This window comes from Streptomyces venetus, assembly GCF_039540295.1.
GTDB lineage: Bacteria > Actinomycetota > Actinomycetes > Streptomycetales > Streptomycetaceae > Streptomyces > Streptomyces venetus.
This window is the reverse complement of record NZ_BAABET010000002.1, coordinates 464447-485172: the sequence shown is the minus strand read 5'-3', so window position 1 is coordinate 485172 and position 20726 is coordinate 464447. Positions and strand designations below refer to the sequence as shown.

At 71.1% G+C, this 20726-nt stretch carries 18 protein-coding genes; 8 read left to right on the top strand and 10 right to left on the bottom strand.

Translation table 11 applies throughout. From position 1 onward, the window contains the following. Positions 1-23 precede the first annotated feature (23 nt). From ABEA82_RS07100 to trhA, 3 genes are all read right to left on the bottom strand, one after another. Complete coding sequence (locus ABEA82_RS07100; RefSeq protein WP_345660516.1) at positions 24-650, bottom strand: TetR/AcrR family transcriptional regulator; 627 nt, start codon at positions 648-650, stop codon at positions 24-26. Positions 651-655: 5 nt separating this feature from the next. Then, positions 656-2215: a DHA2 family efflux MFS transporter permease subunit gene (locus ABEA82_RS07095; protein WP_345660515.1), complete on the bottom strand. Its 1560-nt coding sequence runs from the start codon at positions 2213-2215 to the stop codon at positions 656-658. A 114-nt stretch (positions 2216-2329) separates the two neighbouring features. Next, positions 2330-3049 carry a PAQR family membrane homeostasis protein TrhA gene (gene trhA / locus ABEA82_RS07090; protein WP_345660514.1) on the bottom strand — a complete coding sequence of 240 codons (720 nt, stop codon included), beginning with the start codon at positions 3047-3049 and terminating at the stop codon, positions 2330-2332. A 329-nt stretch (positions 3050-3378) separates the two neighbouring features. Here trhA and ABEA82_RS07085 point away from each other — a divergent pair, with 329 nt between their 5' ends. Both ABEA82_RS07085 and ABEA82_RS07080 read left to right on the top strand, forming a co-directional pair. Continuing rightward, positions 3379-5208: a phosphoenolpyruvate carboxykinase (GTP) gene (locus tag ABEA82_RS07085; RefSeq protein WP_345660513.1), complete on the top strand. Its 1830-nt coding sequence runs from the start codon at positions 3379-3381 to the stop codon at positions 5206-5208. A gap of 240 nt (positions 5209-5448) precedes the next feature. Then, positions 5449-7182 (top strand): WD40 repeat domain-containing protein, encoded by a 1734-nt coding sequence (locus tag ABEA82_RS07080; protein ID WP_345660512.1) that lies wholly within the window; start codon positions 5449-5451, stop codon positions 7180-7182. A 223-nt stretch (positions 7183-7405) separates the two neighbouring features. Here the strand turns inward: ABEA82_RS07080 and ABEA82_RS07075 are convergent, their stop codons facing one another. From ABEA82_RS07075 to ABEA82_RS07060, 4 genes are all read right to left on the bottom strand, one after another. Then, positions 7406-7825: an SCO4983 family protein gene (locus ABEA82_RS07075; protein ID WP_345660511.1), complete on the bottom strand. Its 420-nt coding sequence runs from the start codon at positions 7823-7825 to the stop codon at positions 7406-7408. A 120-nt stretch (positions 7826-7945) separates the two neighbouring features. Next, a complete protein-coding gene (locus tag ABEA82_RS07070) occupies positions 7946-9157 on the bottom strand; it encodes a pyridoxal phosphate-dependent aminotransferase (RefSeq protein WP_345660510.1) in 1212 nt (403 codons plus the stop codon). A 398-nt stretch (positions 9158-9555) separates the two neighbouring features. Continuing rightward, entirely contained in the window at positions 9556-9771 is a 216-nt protein-coding gene (locus ABEA82_RS07065) for a hypothetical protein (protein WP_345660509.1), read from the bottom strand. Between the two features lie 342 nt (positions 9772-10113). Next, positions 10114-10500, bottom strand: coding sequence for a hypothetical protein (locus ABEA82_RS07060; RefSeq protein WP_345660508.1), 387 nt, complete (start codon positions 10498-10500; stop codon positions 10114-10116). 202 nt (positions 10501-10702) lie between these two features. Here ABEA82_RS07060 and ABEA82_RS07055 point away from each other — a divergent pair, with 202 nt between their 5' ends. Then, positions 10703-11629, top strand: coding sequence for a S1 family peptidase (locus ABEA82_RS07055; protein WP_345660507.1), 927 nt, complete (start codon positions 10703-10705; stop codon positions 11627-11629). Between the two features lie 28 nt (positions 11630-11657). Here ABEA82_RS07055 and ABEA82_RS07050 read toward each other — a convergent pair whose 3' ends face one another. Together ABEA82_RS07050 and ABEA82_RS07045 are read right to left on the bottom strand one after the other, a co-directional pair. After that, on the bottom strand, positions 11658-13271 hold the full coding sequence (locus ABEA82_RS07050; protein WP_345660506.1) for an N-acyl-D-amino-acid deacylase family protein: 1614 nt from the start codon (positions 13269-13271) through the stop codon (positions 11658-11660). Between the two features lie 11 nt (positions 13272-13282). Beyond that, entirely contained in the window at positions 13283-14560 is a 1278-nt protein-coding gene (locus tag ABEA82_RS07045) for an amino acid deaminase (protein ID WP_345660505.1), read from the bottom strand. Between the two features lie 210 nt (positions 14561-14770). Here ABEA82_RS07045 and ABEA82_RS07040 point away from each other — a divergent pair, with 210 nt between their 5' ends. From ABEA82_RS07040 to ABEA82_RS07020, 5 genes are all read left to right on the top strand, one after another. Beyond that, entirely contained in the window at positions 14771-15805 is a 1035-nt protein-coding gene (locus ABEA82_RS07040; protein ID WP_345660504.1) for a sugar kinase, read from the top strand. Beyond that, entirely contained in the window at positions 15802-16563 is a 762-nt protein-coding gene (locus tag ABEA82_RS07035) for an IclR family transcriptional regulator (protein ID WP_345660503.1), read from the top strand. The genes ABEA82_RS07040 and ABEA82_RS07035 overlap by 4 nt, the downstream gene beginning before the upstream one ends. After that, the gene (locus ABEA82_RS07030) at positions 16560-16970 is read left to right on the top strand and encodes a RidA family protein (protein ID WP_184908926.1); all 411 of its coding nucleotides are present in this window, start codon (positions 16560-16562) and stop codon (positions 16968-16970) included. The genes ABEA82_RS07035 and ABEA82_RS07030 overlap by 4 nt, the downstream gene beginning before the upstream one ends. 102 nt (positions 16971-17072) lie before the next feature. Then, positions 17073-18551, top strand: coding sequence for a GntP family permease (locus ABEA82_RS07025; RefSeq protein ID WP_345660502.1), 1479 nt, complete (start codon positions 17073-17075; stop codon positions 18549-18551). A 65-nt stretch (positions 18552-18616) separates the two neighbouring features. Beyond that, positions 18617-19150, top strand: a complete 534-nt coding sequence (locus ABEA82_RS07020; protein ID WP_345660501.1) for a hypothetical protein — start codon at positions 18617-18619, stop codon at positions 19148-19150. Here ABEA82_RS07020 and ABEA82_RS07015 read toward each other — a convergent pair. Beyond that, positions 19147-20499, bottom strand: a complete 1353-nt coding sequence (locus ABEA82_RS07015) for a M14 family metallopeptidase (protein WP_345660500.1) — start codon at positions 20497-20499, stop codon at positions 19147-19149. The genes ABEA82_RS07020 and ABEA82_RS07015 overlap by 4 nt on opposite strands. Positions 20500-20726: the final 227 nt, after the last annotated feature.

Genomic DNA, 20726 nt, shown 5'->3' with positions numbered 1-20726 from the left:
TGCCACGGTGACGGGCCGCCGCCTCAGTGTTTTCCGGTCGGCAGGCCCTGTTCCAGGACGTCCAGGGCACGGTCGACGAGTTCCCTGATGTCGTCCCGGTGGCCGGTCTCGGCCCAGTAGTGGGAGACCTCCATCAGCCCGCCCATCACGGACATCGCGAAGACCCGTAGCTCCAGACTGTCGGGGTCGAGCCCGGAGCGCTCGGCGAGGGCCTCGCGCAGCAGCCGGCCGGTGGCGGACATGCTCTCGATCATGCGGGCCCGGACGGCGGGCACCTCGACCCCGAGCCGCGTCCGCAGCCGGGTCACCTCGGGTTCCTCGGCGAGGCTCAGGTCGAGGGCCGTGCGCATCACGTGCCTGAGGACGTCGGCCCAGGACTCGTCCTCGGGCCGGGCCCGCACCTCCGCCAGCATCACCGGGTCCCACTCGTCGGTGATGACGATGTCCTCCTTGGTCGGGAAGTAGCGGAAGACGGTCGACGGCGACACCTCGGCGCGGTCGGCGATCTGCTCGATCGTCGTGGCGTCGTAACCCTGCTCCTCGATCAGCGCGTAGGTCGCGGTGCGGATCGCCTGGCGGGTCTTGATCTTCTTCCGCTCCCGGAGTCCCATCGGAGGGCGGTCGGCGGGGGTGGTGCGTGCGGCCGTCATGAACGTCATTGTCGGGCATCGGCCTCGGGCGCGGCCACGGCCGGGGTCTCGCTCCCCGTGTCCGAGGCGGGCCGGGTACGCGGCAGGAACGCCCCGGCGAGCAGTGCGGCGACCAGCGCCGTGACGCCGCTCACCAGCAGGACGACGCCCATGCCGTGCACGTACGCGCTGTTCGCGGAGGCGGCCAGGCCGGGTGTGCCGGTCCGCTCGGCGACGAGGTGCGCGGCGACCACGGACTCCCCGGCGGTGTCGGCGGCCCGGGCGGGCAGTCCGGTGACGTCGAGCCGGTCCCGGTAGGCGCCCGCGAGCAGGCTGCCGAGCAGGGCGATGCCGATCGCGCTGCCGACCTGGCGCAGTGTCATGAGGAGCCCGGAGCCGCTGCCGGCCCGGGCGGCGGGCAGCGCGGCCAGCGCCCCGTCCATCGCCGGGACCACCGCGAAGCCGAAGCCGAGGCCGGTGACGGTCAGCCACAGCGCGGTGAAGCCGTAGCCGGAGTCGGAGGTCGTCCGGCTGCCGAGGAACGCGGCGAAGGCCAGCACCACCAGGCCGCAGGTGACCACCGCGCGGGGACCGAACCGGGCGGCGACCGGCTGGGCACCGCGTGCGGCGACCATCAGCCCGGCCATCATCGGCAGCAGCCGCAGCCCGGTGCCGAGGGCGTCGTGGCCGAGGACGGCCTGGAGGTAGGGCGGCAGCAGGAACAGCAGGCCCGCCAGGACGAAGGTGACGAGGGTCGCCGTGATCGTGTTGACCAGGAAGCCGCGGTGGCCGAGCAGCTCCATGTCGAGCATGGGCCGTGACGCCCGGCGCTCGCGCAGCACCAGCCCGGCCAGCAGGATCGCCGCCGCGCCGAGGAACCCGGCCACCAGGGGGTCGCCCCAGCCTCGCGTGGGCGCCTCGATGATGGCGTAGACGAGGGCGCCGAGGCCTGTCACGGTGAGCGCCGTGGCGATGGCGTCGACCTTGGGGGAGGCGGGGTCCCGGGTCTCGGGGAGCAGGAAGAGGCAGGCCGTGATGCCGATGCCGACCATCGGGACGTTGATCAGGAAGACCGAGCCCCACCAGTAGTGGTCGAGCAGCCAGCCGCCCAGGATCGGGCCGAGCGGCATGCCGAGCGCGGAGGCGGCCGACATGACGCCGATGGCCTTGGCACGCTCGTCCGGGCCGAACAGCGAGGGCAGCACCGACAGGGCGAGCGGCATGACCAGGGCGCCGCCGACGCCCATCACGGCACGAGCGGCGACGACCCAGGTCACGTCCCCGGCCAGGGCGCCCAGGACCGAGCCGGCCAGGAAGATCCCGAGCCCGGTGATCAGCATCAGCCGCCGCCCGAACCGGTCGCCCAGCAGCCCGGCCGGGAGCATCAGCGCGGCGAAGACGACGACGTAGGCGTCCGCCGTCCACTGCTGCTCGCCGGTGCTCGCGCCCAGGTCCTCCGCCATGGTCGGCAGCGCGACGTTGAGGATCGTCATGTCGAAGCCGAGCGTCAGCATGCTCGCGACCAGGGCCCCGAGGGCCCACCAGCGGCGGGGGTCGTACGCGACCCCGTCAGTGACAGTAGCCATGAAATGAGAGTAACTCTCAAAAGATAGAGACTGTCAATCGGTGGTCCACTTCCGGCGCAACGAAAAACGGCCACGGCTGGAGAGCCGTGGCCGGAAAAGATCGAGCGAGCGGGGTTACGCGTGCTGGTACGCCACCAGCGAGATCCCTACGTAGTGCGTGATGAAGGCCGCCAGGGTGAACGAGTGGAACACCTCGTGGAAGCCGAACCAGCGCGGTGACGGGTTGGGCCGCTTGATCCCGTAGACCACGCCGCCCGCGCTGTAGAGCACGCCGCCGACGATGACCAGGACCAGGACGGCGATGCCGCCGGTCCGCATGAAGTCCGGCAGGTAGAAGACGGCCGCCCAGCCCATCGCGAGGTAGCACGGCGTGTAGAGCCAGCGCGGGGCGCCGACCCAGAAGACGCGGAAGGCTATGCCGGCCGCCGCCGCGGCCCAGATGCCCCACAGCAGCCACTGCCCCTTGGCGCCCGGCAGCAGCAGCATGGTCAGCGGCGTGTACGTGCCCGCGATGATCAGGAAGATGTTGGCGTGGTCCAGACGGCGCAGGACGCCGTCCATGCGCGGACTCCAGTTGCCCCGGTGGTACAGCGCGCTCACGCCGAACAGCAGGCACGCCGTCAGTGCGTAGATGCTGCACGCGATGCGTCCTCTGGTCGAGTCGGCGAGGGCGGTCAGCACCAGACCCGCGACGAGGACGGCCGGGAACATGCCGAGGTGCAGCCAGCCGCGCAGCTTGGGCTTCACCGGATGTGGCAGGGAGAGCGCCACCGGACCGCGGCCGTCGGCCGGCGTGTCCTTGTCCGTAGGCGCGTCGGGGACGAACGCAGTCATGGCCGAATGGTAGCTACGGAACCGTAAGTGGCCCATCAGTCGGGCGCATTGACCGACGAAGAGTGGCCATCCTCTCATCGTGACCTTCCGGTGGTTACGCAAACGAACGGTCAGATGAACCCAACGTGCACGCAAAGCGTGTGCGAGAAACCGTGGCGATCCTCACGTTGCTCACCTGTGCGCTCCTCTGGACAGATGGGCGGGTTCGTCGGATGATCAAATGAGTGCGGTCGGCACCGGATGAGCGCCAAGTCAAACCGTGAAGCATCCGGGTCGCAGCCCCCACGGGGCCTCCACATCACCAAAAAATCCCTCATTTAGGAGCAATCGTGGCGCGCGACATCGCGGCTCCCACCGTCCCCACCACTCATCAGGGGCTGATCTCGTGGGTGAACGAGATCGCCGAGCTGACCCAGCCGGACAACGTGGTCTGGTGTGACGGATCCGAGGCCGAGTACGAGCGACTGTGCGGGGAGCTCGTCGAGAAGGGCACCTTCCGGAAACTCGACCCGATCAAGCGCCCCCACTCCTACTACGCGGCATCCGACCCGACCGACGTCGCTCGGGTCGAGGACCGGACGTTCATCTGCTCCGAGAAGGAGCAGGACGCCGGCCCGACCAACCACTGGAAGGCCCCCGCCGAGATGCGGGAGATCTTCCAGGGGACCGACGGTCAGGGCGGCCTGTTCCGCGGCTCGATGCGCGGCCGGACCATGTACGTGGTGCCCTTCTGCATGGGCCCGCTCGGCTCGCCGCTGTCCGCGCTCGGTGTGGAGATCACGGACTCGGCCTACGTCGCCGTCTCGATGCGCACCATGACGCGCATGGGTCAGGCCGTCCTGGACGAGCTCGGCTCCGACGGCTTCTTCGTCAAGGCCGTGCACACCCTGGGCGCCCCGCTGGAGCCCGGCCAGGAGGACGTCCCCTGGCCCTGCAACCAGACCAAGTACATCTCGCACTTCCCGGAGGACCGCGAGATCTGGTCCTACGGCTCCGGCTACGGCGGCAACGCCCTGCTCGGCAAGAAGTGCTACGCCCTGCGCATCGCCTCCGTGATGGCGCGTGACGAGGGCTGGCTGGCCGAGCACATGCTGGTCCTCAAGCTGACCCCGCCGCGCGGCGAGGCCAAGTACGTCGCGGCGGCCTTCCCGAGCGCCTGCGGCAAGACCAACCTCGCCATGCTGGAGCCGACCGTCCCGGGCTGGACGGTCGAGACCATCGGCGACGACATCGCCTGGATGCGCTTCGGCGAGGACGGCCGGCTCTACGCCATCAACCCCGAGGCCGGCTTCTTCGGTGTCGCCCCCGGCACCGGCGAGCACACCAACGCCAACGCGATGAAGACGCTGTGGGGCAACTCCGTCTTCACCAACGTCGCCCTCACCGACGACAACGACATCTGGTGGGAGGGCATGACGGAGGAGACCCCGGCCCACCTGACGGACTGGAAGGGCAACGACTGGACCCCCGAGTCGGGCGTTCCGGCCGCGCACCCCAACGCCCGCTTCACCGTCCCGGCCTCGCAGTGCCCGATCATCGCGCCGGAGTGGGAGGACCCCAAGGGCGTGCCGATCTCGGCGATCCTCTTCGGCGGCCGCCGCGCCACCGCCGTGCCGTTGGTGACGGAGTCCTTCGACTGGAACCACGGCGTCTTCCTCGGCGCCAACGTGGCCTCCGAGAAGACCGCCGCCGCCGAGGGCAAGGTCGGCGAGCTGCGCCGCGACCCGTTCGCCATGCTGCCGTTCTGCGGCTACAACATGGGCGACTACATGGCCCACTGGATCGACGTGGCCAAGGACAAGGACCAGTCCAAGCTGCCGAAGATCTACTACGTCAACTGGTTCCGCAAGGACGACGAGGGCAAGTTCGTCTGGCCCGGCTTCGGTGAGAACTCCCGCGTCCTGAAGTGGATCGTGGGACGCCTGGACGGCACGGCCGAGGGGGTCGAGACCCCGATCGGCGTCCTGCCGACGAAGGACGCCCTCGACACCAACGGTCTGGACCTGTCCGACGGCGACCTGGAGTTCCTGCTCACGGTCGACAAGGAGGTCTGGCGCGAGGAGGCCGCCCTGGTCCCCGACCACCTCAACACCTTCGGCGACCACACGCCGAAGGAGCTGTGGGACGAGTACCACGCCCTGGTGCGGCGCCTGGGCTGAAGAGCCCACCAGAACTCCGCGGCCGGTCCACCGACTGTGCCCTGACCAGCAACATCGTCACGGCCGGCCGCGGTGACAGCACCACCTTGGGGCAGGGGCCCGCACAACGGCGTGCGGGCCCCTGTTCCGCGGGCTTCGCCGCGCCCCCTTGCTCACGAGATCCGCACGCCTGTTTCATTCCCTTCACAGGTGCCTCACCTCACCCGGCGAGGCGCTCGACACAGCCTGTGGGGGGCACAGTTGAACACTGCACACCGTTCAAGACGGCTCGCGGCCACCTTGTCCGCCGCGTTACTCGCGGGGACCGGCCTGACCGTCGCCGCCGCACCGGCGGCGCACGCGGCGGCCTCCGACACCGTGGCCAAGCTGCCGATCTCGTCGTATTCGGCGCTGGCCGTCGACAACGTCCACCAGCGGGTCTTCGTGGCGGACAGCAACGTCGGCTACTACCTCAACTCCGGCACCATCGCCGTCTACAACTTCGAGGGCGAGCGCCTGACGACCCTCACCACCAACCAGGCCCATGTCTCCGGCCTCGCGGTCAGCGCCGACGGCAACAAGCTGTACGCGGGTCTGCGCGACCGTGTGGAGGCCTACGACACCACCACCTACGAACGCACCGTCCTCGCCTACGTCAGCACCGACACGTGCGGGCGGGAGGTCGCCCAGTCCGGCGGCCAGCTCTGGTTCACGACGCCGTACGCGTCCTCGACCTCCCAGTGCGCCACCTCCGAGACCCAGCTCGACGCGTTCGTCAACGGCGTGCACACGCGCACCGGCTGGAACGACTACGGCGATCTGCTGCTGGAGGCCGGGCCCGGGAACCGCATGCTCATGGGCCAGCCGCGCAACGCGAAGGCGGCCGACCCCTTCCTCGCGGTGTACGACACCGGCGACAGCGCCCTCGTCCGCAAGGCCGCACGGCGCTTCGCCGACGGCCAGGGCGACGGCGCCCTGAACCTCAAGGACCTGGCGTTCTCCGCCGACGGCGACAAGGTCGCCCTCGCCGACGCCGGCGCGGGCACCCGGCTGCTCGACTCCGACGACCTGTCGGACGCGGCGACCGGCTACCGGGCCCTGCCCGAGGGCGCCACCGCCAGCGCGGTCGCCTTCAGCGGCGACGGCAAGTACATCGCGCGCGGCTCCTCCGCCACCGGCGCCGTCCCCGACCTGCTGGTGCAGCCCGCCGACCCGGGCGACTCCACCGCCCCGCTGGAGTTCGTCTTCGAGGGCAGCCTCGACGGGGACCGGGTCGTGCCGCGTGGCATGGAGTGGTCGGCGGACGGCTCCCGGCTGTTCGCGGTCACCACCGACACGGCGGGCGGGCAGTACTGGCTGCACGTCATCAAGCCGCCGGCCGTCCAGTACGACACCCGTTTCACCGGGGACCTCACCCACAGCCCCGCCCAGGCCGTGGCGGGCGAGCCGCTGGCCGTGCGCGGCAGGCTGGAGCAGGACGGACCGGCGCCCGCCGAGCCACTGAAGGTCAGGGCGACCCGCACCGACGCGGACGGCACCCATGACCTGGGCACCGCCACCGTCAAGGCGGACGGCACGTTCACGGTCCTCGACGAGCCCGACCTCGTCGGCGAGGCCACGTACACCGTGTCCTACCTCGGCGACCTGACCCACCGCCCGGCCACCGACATCACCCACACCGTGACCGTCGGCAAGGCCCCCACCTCCCTCGCGCTCACCGCACCGGAGGAGGTGAGCATGTCCGACGGCATCGAGATCACCGGCAGGTTCGAGGCACAGGGCAAGGCGCTGCCGGAGCGGGCCGTACTCAAGGTCGTACGCGAGGACCGCCTGGGCGCGGGCACCCTGTCCTCGGTGACGGTCGGCGCCGACGGCACCTTCACGATCAACGACATCCCGCGCACCCGCCGCGAGGTGACCTACACGGTCAGCTGGCCGGGCGACGCCTTGCACCAGAGCTCAACGGCTTCGGCGGAGGTGTACGTCAGGCGCTAGTCCTTGCGACGCCGTGAGGGGGCACGCCCCCAAGGGGCGCGGGGCTGTATCGATGTGCGGCTCCGCCGCGTGGGCGCGACAAGCCACACGGAACCCGCACTCACGAACGGGCGTGACCCCCACGGCGATACACGGCTCAAGCCGACGCAGTGCGTGGCACCCGGTCCGCGCGTCGCTGCGGGTGCGCGCGGACCGGGGCCGTTCAAGGGAGCCCCTCAGGGGCTCAGCGGGAGGCGAGTTCGCGCGGCTCCAGGGCCGCGGTGTGCGCGTCCATCCGCTCGGCGGCCAGGATCGCGGCCGCCGTGTCGGCGCGGGAGGCGGCGACGACCAGGGCGCGACCCGCCAGGGTGTGCGCCCGCCGGTGCAGGGCCGCGGCGCCGGCCTCGCGACGGCCGCTCATCGGCGCACGAACCGGGGTGCGTCCCCCGCGCAGCCGGGCCACCTGCTCCGCGAGCCGCTCCGCCGCCGTGTCCAGGTCGGCCGAGGCCTGCGTCGCACGCAGCTCGTCCGTGACGGCGAGCAGGGCGGCGAGATGGCCCGCGAGCTGGATGTCCAGCTCTTCCTCACGGGAACGGTGGGGAAAGTCGGGGTCGGGGCCGTCCACCGTGCTGTGGACCGACTTGGCGCGGATCGGCTCGTACATGGGAGGGCCTCCTGTGTGCTTACAGGAAGCCATCCTAGCTTAGATTTCGTCTAAAGTTGAGCTGTTCACAAACCCGGACTGCCTGCACACATAGCGTGAGCGGGCCGGTGCGGTCTCGGGTCAGGTCTGGCTGTAGCCGTCCAGGAAGTGCCCGATCCGGCCCACCGCGTCCCTCAGGTCGCCGACCGTCGGCAGGGTCACGACCCGGAAGTGGTCCGGCTCCGGCCAGTTGAAGCCGGTGCCCTGGACGACCATGATCTTCTCGCGCCGGAGCAGGTCCAGGACCATCCGCCGGTCGTCCTTGATCTTGAAGACCTTCGGGTCGAGGCGCGGGAAGAGGTACAGCGCCCCCTTCGGCTTCACGCAGGTCACGCCCGGGATCTGGGTCAGCAGCTCGTAGGCGACGTCCCGCTGCTCGCGCAGCCGGCCGCCCGGCAGGACCAGGTCGTTGATCGTCTGCCGTCCGCTGAGCGCGGCGACGACGCCGTGCTGCCCCGGCATGTTGGCGCACAGCCGCATGTTCGCCAGGATCGTCAGACCCTCGATGTAGGAGTCGGCGTGCGCGCGCGGCCCGGAGATCGACATCCAGCCCACCCGGTAGCCGGCCACCCGGTACGCCTTCGACATGCCGTTGAAGGTGAGGGTCAGCAGGTCGGGGGCGACGGAGGCGGTCGGGGTGTGCGTGGCCTCGTCGTAGAGGATCTTGTCGTAGATCTCGTCCGAGCAGACGAGCAGGTTGTGGCGGCGGGCGATGTCGGTCAGGCCCTTGATCATCGCCTCGTCGTAGACGGCCCCGGTCGGGTTGTTCGGGTTGATGATCACGATCGCCTTGGTGCGGTCGGTGACCTTGCGCTCGACGTCGGCGAGGTCCGGCATCCAGTCGGACTGCTCGTCGCAGCGGTAGTGCACGGCGGTGCCGCCGGACAGGGACACCGCGGCGGTCCACAGCGGATAGTCCGGGGCGGGCACGAGCACCTCGTCCCCGTCGTCCAGCAGGCCCTGCATCGCCATCACGATCAGCTCGGAGACGCCGTTGCCGATGAAGACGTGCTCGACGTCCGTCTCGATGCCGAGGGTCTGGTTGTGCATGACGACCGCCCGGCGCGCGGCCAGCAGTCCCTTCGCGTCGCCGTAACCATGCGCCGAGGACACGTTCCGGAGGACGTCCTCCAGGATCTCGGGCGGACACTCGAAGCCGAACGCTGCCGGGTTGCCGGTGTTCAGCTTGAGGATCCGATGGCCGGCCGCCTCCAGCCGCATCGCCTCCTCGAGCACCGGGCCCCGGATCTCGTAACAGACGTTGGCGAGCTTGGTCGACTGGATCACCTGCATGTCTGGGAGCTTACGGCCCGGTAATGCCTCGCGGGTCGTGTTTTCCGCCACGTGAGACGCGGCGGTTTGAGTGGATATCGCCGCACGCTGTCCCACCAGCCCCTTCGGTCCCTAGAATGCGCCGCCATGCCCAAGCCATCCGAATACGCCGACGGAGCGACGAGCGGCGAGCCGCAGGGACCGCCGAACGTGTACCTGCCGCAGGCCGCCCCACCCCTGGCGTACGACGCGTACGCCGACCCGGCGGCGGCACACGGCTGGCAGGAGCCCTACGGTGCCGGAGGCGGCGCCGGGGGCGCGAACGCCCGTCACGGCGGGTACGGCGCCGGCACCGAGCACGGTGCGGACGTCCCGCACACCGCGGGACCCGCCCCCGGCGCGGGCCCCATGCCCGGTGCCTACCCCACGTCCGGCACGGCCTCTGTGCCCGGCACGGCCTCTGTGCCCGGCACGGGTTCCATGCCCGGCCCGGCCTCTATGTCCGGTGCCTTCCCGATGTCTGGCTCGGCGTCGGCACCCGGCGTGGGCTCCGCGCCCGGCGCGTACCCCGTACCCGGAGTGGGTCCGATGCCCGGCACGGCCCCTATGCCCGGCGCCTTCCCGATGTCTGGCACGGCGTCGGCACCCGGCGCGGGATCCGCACCCGGCGCGCATCCCGTACCCGGAGCGGGTCCGATGCCCGGAGAGGGTCCGCTGTCCGGCCCAGCCCCCGTGCCCGGCGCTTACCCCACGCCTGGCACGGCCCCTGCATCCGGCATGGACCCCAGCCCTGACACGACTCCTGCGCCCGGCACAGCCCCAACGCCCAGCCCAGCCCCAATGCCCGGCCCACCCCCCACAGTCGCCATACCCCCCGTGCCCGGCCCGGGTGACACCCGTGAGCTCCCGGTCATACCGGGCCACGGCCGGTCCGGCCCGGGGCATCGTTCCCGGCGGCGACCGGGGGCGTCGCGGGCTCAGCGGGTGGGTGTCGTCGTCGGAGCCCTGGGTGCCGTGTCGGTGGCCGCGCTGATCGCGGGGTTCTCCCTCTCGGAGTCGCCTCCGGCCTCCACGGGCCCGAGCGGAGGGGAGACCAGCCGCACGGGTCCGACCGCGGGGGAGTCGCCGGTGGTGACCCCCACGGCACCCGGCCGCGCGTCGCCCCCGAACGCCCCGCTCGTCGCCCGGTCTTCGGAGCCGGGCCAGGGCGAGCCGTCCGGCGTCGCCTCCGTGAGTCCGTCCGGCGCGGCGAGCAGGACCCTGTCCGCGTCCGCGAGTCCCTCGGACGGCGGCTCCACGCCCGGCACCCCGGCGGCCTCCGCCCCCACCGCACCCACGTCGGCCCCGGGCCGATCCGGGGACAAGCCCGGACACGGTCCCGGCGGCACCAAGGGCCCCAAGTGACCGGGCCGTCAGGGAGTTTGAGTAGGGTCGGGCAGAACTGACCTGCCCCGGGCGGGAAACAACTCCTTGCCCCGCCCCCCTTGCGGCGATCACAATGCGCATGACAACACTGCGGGCGGCCGGAAGATTTCCGGCCGCCTCCGTCGCAAGAGGGGACCCCCCATGAGAAAACCTCTCGCCGCCGCGTTCTTCGCCCTGGCGATAGCCGGGGCCGGCGCGGCCCCCGCGACCGCTGCCGACACCGCCCCCACAGGCGTCGGCAAGGCTGCGGACCCGGGCAAGGTCACGTCCGCCGTCTCGGGCGTGGTCACGTCCGCAACGGAGACCCTGTCCGGGATCACCAACCCGGCGCCCAAGGGCGTCAACTTCGCGGGGACCGTGGCCCTCAACAACTGCTCCGGCTCGGTCGTCCGCATGCCGGACTCCGAGGACAACGACCCGGCGCTGGTGATGACCAACGGACACTGTCTGGAGAGCGGCTTCCCCGGCCCCGGCGAGGTTCTCGTCGACAAGGCCTCCAGCCGCACCTTCGGGCTGCTCAACGCCTCCGGCTCGCGCGTGGCGACCCTGCGCGCCGCCAAGCTCGCGTACGGCACGATGACCGACACGGACGTCGCGTTCTACCAGCTCACCACCAGCTACGCGCAGATCAAGAGCTCGTACGGCATCAACGCGCTGACGCTGAACGACTCGCACCCGGTCGCCGGCTCCGCCATCAGCATCCCCTCCGGCTACTGGAAGCGGATCTACAGCTGCGACATCGACGGGTTCGTGCCCACCCTGAAGGAAGGCGACTGGACCTGGAAGGACTCGGTCCGTTACACCTCCGCCTGCAACACCATCGGCGGCACGTCCGGCTCGCCCGTCGTCGACCAGGCCTCCGGCAAGGTCGTCGCCATCAACAACACCGGCAACGAGGACGGCGAGCGCTGCACGGTGAACAACCCCTGCGAGGTCGACGCGAACGGCAACGTGACCGTCCGCAAGGGCATCAACTACGCCCAGGAGACCTACCGGATCCCGTCCTGCTTCGGCATCGACAACAAGCTCGACCTGAGCGCGAGCGGCTGCGTCCTGCCCAAGCCGTAGGGCAGCGCACGAGCCCGGGGCCGGGCGGTCACGCGGGAGGGATCCCGCGGACCGACCGGCCCGCCAGGGCGTCCGTGCGCCGGCCGTCCTCGATCACGAACCGCCCGCCGACCAGCACATGGGGAATGCCCGTCGGGAGCACCCGCGGCTCGGCGAAACTCGACCCCGCCGCGACCGTCGCCGGGTCGAAGAGCACCAGGTCGGCCACGTATCCCTCGCGCACCAGGCCCCGGTCGGGCAGCCGGAGGCGGGCCGCCGGGCGCGACGTGAGGTGCGCGACGCACTCCTCCAGCGACATCACCCCCAACTCCCGCACGTAGTGCCCGAGGTAGTGCGGGAACGTGCCGTACGCCCGCGGGTGCGGCTTCGCGCCCTGGAGGATGCCGTCCGAGCCGCCGGTGTGCACCCGGTGGCGCATGATCGCCCGGACGTTCTCCTCGTGGCCGACGTGCTGGAGGATCGTCGGGGCCAGCCGGTCGGCCAGCAGCAGCCCGCGCGCCGTCACCCAGGGGGACTCGCCCCGCGCGTCCGCCGACTCCTGGACCGTCCGGCCGACGAACTCCGTCAGGGCCGGATCGCCCACCCCCGAGATCTCGATCGTGTCCCACTCGATGGGCACGCCGTGGCAGCCGTCCGACCCGGTGACCTCCAGGTCGTGGCGGACGCGTGCCGCCGTCTCCTCGTCCGCCAGGCGCTTGAGGGTCTGCTCCGGACCGCCCTCGTTCGCCCAGCTCGGCAGCATCGCCGCGAGCGTCGTGCAGCCGGGTGTGTAGGGGTAGGTGTCGAGGGTGATGTCGGCCCCGGCCGCCAGCGCCTCGTCCAGCAGGGACAGCAGCTCCGGCGCCCGGCCCTTGTTCACGCCGAAGTTCATCGTGGCGTGGGCGAGATGCAGGGAGCAGCCCGCCTCCCGGGTCAGCGCGACCATCTCCTCGTACGCCTCCAGGGCGCCGGCGCCGTAGGAGCGGTGGTGGGGGCAGTAGTAGCCGCCGTAGGACGCCACCACCCGGCACAGTTCGGTCAGTTCGGCGTCCTTCGCGTACATGCCGGGCGTGTACGTCAGCCCCGACGACATGCCGACGGCGCCCTGCTCCATGCCCTCGGCGACCAACCGCCGCATCCGGTCCAGCTCTTCGGGCGTGGCCTCCCGGTCCTCCCAGCCGACGGCGAGCGCGCGGACCGTGCCCTGCGGGATCAGGTAGGCCGCGTTCACGGCGATGCCCCGGTCCAGCCGGTCCAGGTACTCGCCCACCGAACGCCAGTCGAAGTCGATGTCGTCACCGGAGCCGTTCCACCCGGCGATCGCGCGGCGCACCTCGCCGAGCGTGCGGTCGTCGACCGGCGCGTACGACAGACCGTCCTGCCCGATCACCTCCAGCGTGACGCCCTGCGCGGCCTTGGCGCTGTGGTCGGGGTCGCGCAGCAGGGCCAGGTCGCTGTGGGCGTGCATGTCGACGAAGCCGGGGGAGAGGACCAGCCCCTCCGCGTCCAGCTCCCGGCGTGCCTCGGGGCGCTGGCAGCCGGCCGCGGACGCCTCCTTGACGATCGACACGATCCGGCCGCCGTCGACCACCACGTCGGCCCGGTAGGAGTCAGCGCCGGAGCCGTCCACGACGTCGGCGTCCCGGATGACGAGCTCTTCCATGCCGTGGCCTCCTAGAAGTAGGTACGCACGTAGTCGACGACCGTGCCGTCCGCCTCCGCGACCGGGATCAGCGGCCACTTGTCGAACGACGTGCACGGATGGGACAGACCGAGCCCGACCCAGTCGCCGACCTCCAGATCCGCCTCCGGCGTGGTGCGCAGCCAGGCGTGCTGGTCGGACAGGGCCGTCACCGACACACCCGTGGCCGGGCGCTCGGCGCCGTCCCGGCGGACCACCTGCGCGAACGGCAGGTCGAGGTCGTAGGCCGCGTCGCGCTTGCCCGCGTTGACGAAGGCCTGCTCGGCGGTCGGCCGGGACACCACCTGCGTCCACAGCCGGAACGCCGGCTCCAGGGCGCCCTCCTCGGGCACCCGGTTGAACGGGGTCAGCTTCCGGTAGTGGCCGTCGTCGTGCGAGACGTAGGCGCCCGAGCGCAGCAGCTTCAGCACCGGCAAGGAGAGTGCGGGGATCTCGGCGAAGACGTCGGCGACCGCGTCGAACCAGGCGCTGCCGCCCGCGCTGACGACGATCTCGTCCAGCCCGGCGAAGCGCCCCGCCTTGTCGAAGTCGGCGGCGAGCGCGACCAGCCGCCGCAGCCACGCCGTCACCCGCTCCGGGTCGGCCTGCGGCACCTCGCCCTCGTAGCCCGCGACGCCGACCAGCCGCAGGCTCCGGGCGCCCGCCACCGAGTCCGCGACCGCCGCGCACTCCGCCTCCGTACGGACCCCGGTACGGGCGCCCTCACCGGCGGCGAGTTCGACGACGACGTCCACGGGGCGCGTGGCATCGCCGAGTGCCGCGTCCATCAGCTCCACCCCGCGCACGGAGTCGACGTAGCAGACGAAGGCGAAGTCCGGGTCGGCTTCGAGCTCCGCGGAGATCCAGCGCAGGGCCGCCGGGTCGACCAGTTCGTTGGCGAGGAACACGCGCCGGATCCCGAACGCCCGCGCCACCCGCACCTGGTGCGGCACCGCCAGCGTGATGCCCCACGCCCCGTGCTCGATCTGCCGGTGGAACAGCTGGGGCGCCATGGAGGTCTTGCCGTGCGGCGCGAAGGCCAGACCGTGCCGGTCCGCGTACACCTCCATGAGCTTCAGGTTGTGCTTCAGCCGCTCGGCGGACAGCGCGAGCACGGGCGTGGCGAAGCCGCCGGTGAAGAGGTTGCGGCGCTGGGCCGCCAGCTCGCCCACGGTCAGGCCGTCGGCGTCCGGCGGGAGGCCCTTGAAGCGGTGGTCGACGCGCTCTGCGGCGAGCCGGGCGAGGGACTCGGCGGCGGTGTCGGCTGTCATGGAGCCTCCCTGATCAGCAGTGTTGCAGCCTTTGCAACATTCATTGCGTATATCGCTCAACGCTGTCTAACATCTCGGCCACCCGCGGTCAATGAAACCGCCACCGACGGGCACGACGCCCCGGCACGACGACGCGACACGACGACCAGGCACGACGACCGACCCGACGACCCGACCCGACGACCGACCCGACGAGGAGCTACGAGCATCGTGACCCCCACCGGACCCTGCAACGCCCCCGACGTCGTGGACGTCGTCGCGCTCGGCGAGTCCATGGTCACGTTCCTGCCCTCCCGGCCGGGCCGCCTCGCCGACGTCCCCTCCTTCGACCGGGGCATCGGAGGCGCGGAGTCCAACGTGGCGTGCGTGCTGGCCGCCGCCGGACACTCCGTGCGGTGGATCAGCCGGGTGGGGGACGACGCGTTCGGCGATCACCTGGTGGAGGCGATCGGCGGGTACGGGGTCGACGTGGCCCACGTCCGGCGCGACCCCGACCGGCCCACGGGCATCTACTTCCGCACCGCCGGCGACCGGGCCACCGACGCCCATGAGGTGGCCTACTACCGGGCCGGCTCCGCGGCCTCGGCGATGAGCGTGACGGACCCCGACCCGGCGGCGGTGCGCGCCGGGCGCGTGCTGCACCTGTCCGGCATCACGCCCGCGCTCTCCGGTTCCTGCCTGGACCTGATGCGCGAGCTGACCACCCGCCGCCCCGGCCGCCCCCTGGTCTCCTTCGACGTCAACCACCGGCCCGGCCTCTGGCGCGACACGGACGCCCCCCGGGTGATGCGGGACCTCGCCCGGGGCGCCGACCTCGTGTTCGTCGGGGAGGACGAGGCCTGGGGGCTGCACGGCCCGGAGGCCGTCCGCGCAGCCCTCCCCGAACCCGAGGTGCTGGTCGTCAAGCAGGGCTCCGCGGGCGCCACCGTCTTCGAGAAGCAGGACGTCACCTTCGTGCCCGCGCCCCGCGTCGACGTCGTCGCCGCCGTCGGAGCCGGGGACGCCTTCGCCGCCGGGTTCCTCTCCGCCACCCTGCGCGGACTGCCCGCCCGCGACCGGCTGCGGCACGGGCACCTGATGGCCGCCGCCGCCCTCACCGTGCCCGGCGACCTCGCGACCCCGCCCGCCCGGGATCACGCCGACCGGCTCGTCGCCCTCGACGACGCGGCATGGGGGAGACTGCGACTCGGCCCCGGCTGGACCGAGGACACCCAGCGGGCCGAGGAGGAGGTACGTACGCCATGAGCCAGACCGTCGACCGCGCGCTCAGCATCCTGCCGCTGCTCGCCGAGGGCCCCGCCGACCTGGGGCAGGTCGCCGACCGCCTCGGCGTGCACAAGTCCACGGCCCTGCGCCTGCTGCGCACCCTCCACGAGCACGGGCTGGTCTACCGCCAGTCCGACCAGCGCTACCGCCTCGGCGCCCGGCTCTTCGCGCTCGCCCAGGAGGCGATGGAGAACCTCGACGTCCGCGAGATCGCCCACCCCCACCTGGTCCGTCTCAACGAGAGCTGCGGCCACACCGTGCACCTCGCCGTGTACGAGGAGAACGAGGTCCTCTACATCGACAAGGTCGAGAGCCGCTACCCCGTGCGGATGTACTCCCGCATCGGCAAGCCCGTCGCCATCACCGTCGCCGCGGTCGCGAAGCTGCTGCTGGCCGACCTGCCCGAGCACGAGCGGCGGGCGGTCGCCGAGAAGCTCGACTACCCCAGTTACACGGCCCGTTCGACACCCAACGCCACCGCGTTCCTGCGCGAGCTGGAGAAGGTGCGCGAACAGGGCTGGGCCACCGACCTCGGCGGCCACGAGGAGTCCATCAACTGCGTCGCCGCGCCCATCCGCGGCGCCGACGGCCGGGTCGTCGCCGCGATGTCGGTCTCCGCGCCGAACGTCGTCGTCACCGCGGACGAACTCCTCACCCTCCTGCCGCTGGTGCGCCGTACGGCGGACGCCATCAGCGGGGAGTACTCCGGCAGAACACCAGTGAAGGGCACCGTATGACGGACAAGATCGCACTCACCCCCAAGACCCACACCACCCCGCCGGCGAAGTTCTCGCACGGGGTACGGAAGGGCAACATCCTCCAGGTCGCCGGCCAGGTCGGCTTCCTGCCCGCCGAGGAGGGCAAGGCCCCCACCCCCGCCGGACCCACCCTGCGCGAGCAGACCCTCCAGACCCTGGCCAACGTCAAGGCCATCCTGGAGGAGGGCGGCGCCTCCTGGGACGACGTGATGATGATCCGCGTCTACCTCACCGACGTCGACCACTTCGCCGAGATGAACGCGATCTACAACGCGTACTTCGAGGAGCAGGGCCTGACTCAGCCGCCCGCCGCGCGCACCACGGTCTACGTGGGCCTGCCCGCGGGTCTCCTCATCGAGATCGACGCGCTGGCCGTCCTCGGCTGACACCCCCCGCACCACCGCTCCATGAGGCGCGGCGCCACCGATGCGCCGTGCCGCGCTCCCCCCTACCCAGAAGCCGTATGCATTTAAGTAGAGGACCCCCGAATGTCCCTTCCGCTCGCCGCATCCGCCCCTGCCGAGACACCACCCCACACCGGAGGCCTGCTCCTCCTCGTCGACGGCACTGCCGGACTGCTGCTCACCGCGGCGCTCGGCATCGTGCTGCTCCTGTTCCTCATCATCAAGATGAGACTCCAGCCGTTCGTCGCCCTGCTCGCGGTCTCCATAGCCGTCGGCCTCGCCGCCGGACTGTCCGTCACCGAACTCTTCGGCACGGTCCAGAAGTCGGACGCCGTCTCCACGATCGAGTCCGGCATGGGCGGCATCCTCGGCCATGTCGCGATCATCATCGGCCTGGGCACCATGCTCGGCGCCATCCTCGAAGTCAGCGGCGGAGCGGAGGTGCTGGCAGGCCGCCTGCTCGGCCTGTTCGGCGAGAAGCGCGCCCCGCTCGCCATGGGCCTCACCGGCCTGATCTTCGGTATCCCGGTCTTCTTCGACGTCGGCATCTTCGTCCTGGCACCGATCGTCTACGCCGCCGCCAAGCGGTCCGGCAAGTCGATCCTGCTCTACTGCCTGCCGCTGCTCGCGGGCCTCTCCGTCACCCACGCCTTCCTGCCCCCGCACCCCGGCCCGGTGGCCGCCGCCGGTCTCCTGCACGTCGACCTCGGCTGGGTCATCCTCATGGGCATCGTCTGCGGTCTGCCGGCCGTGCTGGCCGCGTGGGCGTACGCGGCGTGGATCGGCCGCCGCATCTTCGTCCCCGTGCCGCAGGACATGGTCGAGGCGGCGGAGGAGGCCAAGCAGGCCGTCATCGACGAGCAGCGGGCCGCCGGGGTGGCGCCGCGCGAGCAGCCGGTGTCCCTGTCGACGGTCCTCGCCATCATCGGCACGCCGCTGGTCCTCATCCTCGCCGCGACCTTCTCCTCGATCGCGCTGGACCCGTCCACCCTCCGCTCGGTGGTCGAGTTCTTCGGCAACCCCTTCGTGGCGCTCACGATCGCCCTGTTCCTCGCGTACTACCTGCTCGGCATCCGGCGCGGCTGGTCCCGCAAGTCGCTGGAGACGGTGTCCACGGCGTCCCTGAAGCCGGTCGGCAACATCCTGCTGGTGGTCGGCGCGGGCGGCATCTTCGGCGCCGTGCTCAAGGCCAGCGGCGTGGCCCAGGCCCTCTCCGACACGTTCAACGACGTGGGCCTGCCGGTGATCGTCCTCTCCTACCTGATCTCCGTGGTCCTGCGCGTGGCCCAGGGCTCGGCGACGGTGGCGATCGTGACCACGGCGGGCATCGTGGCGCCGCTCCTCTCCGAGGGCGACCACTCCCAGGCCTTCGTGGCCCTCGTCATCATGTCCATCTCGGCCGGCTCCATCTTCGCCTCGCACGTCAACGACGGCGGCTTCTGGATGGTCGCCAAGTACTTCGGCATCAGCGAGCGGGACACGCTCAAGTCGTGGACGGTGCTGGAGAGTGTGCTGTCCGTGGCGGGGTTCGTGGTGGCGGCGGTGCTGAGCTTGTTCGTGTAGGCGTCTGATAACGATGCCGGGGCCGACTGTGTGTGACACAGGTTTGTCGACCATACTGCTCCGCTGTGGAGCAGCGCATAGGTTCGAGCAGCCAGCCCCTGGAAGGCGCCGGATTCGACCCGGCCTTCATCCCCGGGCTCACGTCACCCGCGTCCGCAGACAAGACGGGGGAGGACGGGCCGGAGAAGGAGCCTGAGGTCGCGGACGCGGTGGACGCCGAGGACACCGGGGAGGTCGAGGACGCCGGGAAGGCCGAGGAGGCCGAGGAGTCCGAACAGGCCGCCCCGGAGTCCGAAGAGGACGCCGTGCCCGACGGGCCCGTCTTCGAGGCGTCCGACCGCCGCGCGAGAATAGTCGCCGACCACAGAGGCGTCCGGCTCGTCCTGGACGACCAGGAGTGCGAGTTCCGCTGGGACGAGATCGGCGCGGTCGAGACGGAGACCGCCCGCTTCGGCAAGCGCTACACCGTCACCGTCCACACTCCTGACCGGCGTTGGTACCCGATCGAGATCGAGGCGCCGGCCAGGAGCCGCTTCACGGAGTGGGACAGTGAGCTGGACGCGGTGCTGGACGCCTACTTCGAGGAAGACGCCGGCTAGCCGCAGTACTGGCTCTCCTTGCCGATCGACCGGTACATGCAGTCCGCGTTCTCCAGCAACTGGAGCACCGCGTCCCGGTTACGGGAGGTCTCCCGCTCGATCACCTCGTCGGGCGGGTAGAACCCCCCACCCCCGGACCGCGGATACATCTCGAAGGTGTACGCGAAGATCTTGTGCGCGCCCCAGAGGTAGTCGTCGATCGACCCGTCCGTGATGTACAGGTCGCTGGACTGCTCCGGCGTGTACCCGTTGCTCGCCGCCATCTTCTGCCCGACCGCCTTGAAGGCCGCGTTGTCGTCCGCGGTCATCCCGGTCGTCGTGTCGGAGTACGTGTAGCCGAACGGCCACAGCACCAGCTCGCTGTACGTGTGGAAGTCGACGCCGGCCTTGATCTGCTGCTTGCCGCCGACGACCCGGCCGCGCACGAAGTCGGCCACGACCTTCACCTCGGGCGCGGACTCGGCGGACGACCCGCGGTACGTCTCGGAGGACGTCGAGCCCGAGGAGCCGCCGCAGCAGCCCCAGCGGAAGTCCCAGTTGCGGTTCAGGTCCGTACCGACGTACGAGGAACCCGAGTTGGGCTGGCGGTTCTTGCGCCACGAGCGGTACGAGCCGGTGGCGATGTCGTACTCGCCGCCGTCCGGATTGACGTCCGGGACGATCCAGATCTCGCGGTTGTTCACCATGCTGGTGACGCGCGAGTCGGAACCGTAGCCGTCGGTCAGCTCGCGCAGCAGGTAGAGCGCCATCTCGACGGTGAGGTGCTCACGGGCGTGCTGGTGGTGCGTGAACAGCACCTCCGGCTCGGACTCGTCGGTACCGACGTTGTCGCTGATCTTGACGGCGACGATGTTCCGGCCCTGGTACGACTTGCCGATCACACGCTGGCTCGCGATGGACGGGTTGGCCGAGACGATCGAGTTGATCTCGCTCGTCATCTCCGCGTAGTTGTGGTAGCGCGAGTCGGCGGACGGGAAGTCGAACAGCCGGACGTCGCCCCTTCCGGCCGACCGGTCGGGGACCGCGCCGAGCGCGGTGACCTCGTAGCCCTGGGCGCGCAGCTTCCTGATCTGGTCCGCGCGGCCGGAGACGACGACCCCGTGACCGTGCGCCTCGTCCACCGTCACGCCGGTGCGCTGAAGTGCTGTGCGGTCGGCGGCCGTCGAGTGCAGATGGACCTCGTACTGCCGGACGTCGTCGGACGGGACGGCCGCCTTGGGCGCGCTGTCGGCGGTGGCGTCGGTGGTCGTCGAGTAGAGGGGCGCCGCCAGGGCGAGCGCGAGAAGCGAGGCGAGTGCCGCGGCGCGTCTGCCGGTGCGGGCACCGGGGCCTCGTGTGCGAAGTCGCATGAAATCTCCTTGTGGGAGGTGGGGTTGTTCCGTGCGACGTGCGTGGTGCGGGTGGCGCATATCGTTCTGCTAATGGCATGAGCAGGTCAAGACTGAAAGTGGCCGCGCAGTGTACGCGTGCGACGCTGAGGTCGAGGTGTCCCGAGCGAAGTACACCCACGGGTGTGACGCGCGCGTGCATACGAGTACGCGGCGGGAGAGAGTGAAGGTTCGCGCAGGGGGATCCG

Bases quoted from the DNA above. Each gene is read 5' to 3' on its own strand.
- ABEA82_RS07075 (WP_345660511.1), bottom strand. From the start codon at position 7,825: ATGTACGAGCCGATCCGCGCCAAGTCGGTCCACAGCACGGTGGACGGC.
- ABEA82_RS07095 (WP_345660515.1), bottom strand. From the start codon at position 2,215: ATGGCTACTGTCACTGACGGGGTCGCGTACGACCCCCGCCGCTGGTGG.
- ABEA82_RS07015 (WP_345660500.1), bottom strand. From the start codon at position 20,499: ATGCGACTTCGCACACGAGGCCCCGGTGCCCGCACCGGCAGACGCGCC.
- trhA (WP_345660514.1), bottom strand. From the start codon at position 3,049: ATGACTGCGTTCGTCCCCGACGCGCCTACGGACAAGGACACGCCGGCC.
- ABEA82_RS07035 (WP_345660503.1), top strand. From the start codon at position 15,802: ATGAGCCAGACCGTCGACCGCGCGCTCAGCATCCTGCCGCTGCTCGCC.
- ABEA82_RS07070 (WP_345660510.1), bottom strand. From the start codon at position 9,157: ATGCAGGTGATCCAGTCGACCAAGCTCGCCAACGTCTGTTACGAGATC.
- ABEA82_RS07100 (WP_345660516.1), bottom strand. From the start codon at position 650: ATGACGGCCGCACGCACCACCCCCGCCGACCGCCCTCCGATGGGACTC.
- ABEA82_RS07025 (WP_345660502.1), top strand. From the start codon at position 17,073: ATGTCCCTTCCGCTCGCCGCATCCGCCCCTGCCGAGACACCACCCCAC.
- ABEA82_RS07030 (WP_184908926.1), top strand. From the start codon at position 16,560: ATGACGGACAAGATCGCACTCACCCCCAAGACCCACACCACCCCGCCG.
- ABEA82_RS07050 (WP_345660506.1), bottom strand. From the start codon at position 13,271: ATGGAAGAGCTCGTCATCCGGGACGCCGACGTCGTGGACGGCTCCGGC.
- ABEA82_RS07055 (WP_345660507.1), top strand. From the start codon at position 10,703: ATGAGAAAACCTCTCGCCGCCGCGTTCTTCGCCCTGGCGATAGCCGGG.
- ABEA82_RS07045 (WP_345660505.1), bottom strand. From the start codon at position 14,560: ATGACAGCCGACACCGCCGCCGAGTCCCTCGCCCGGCTCGCCGCAGAG.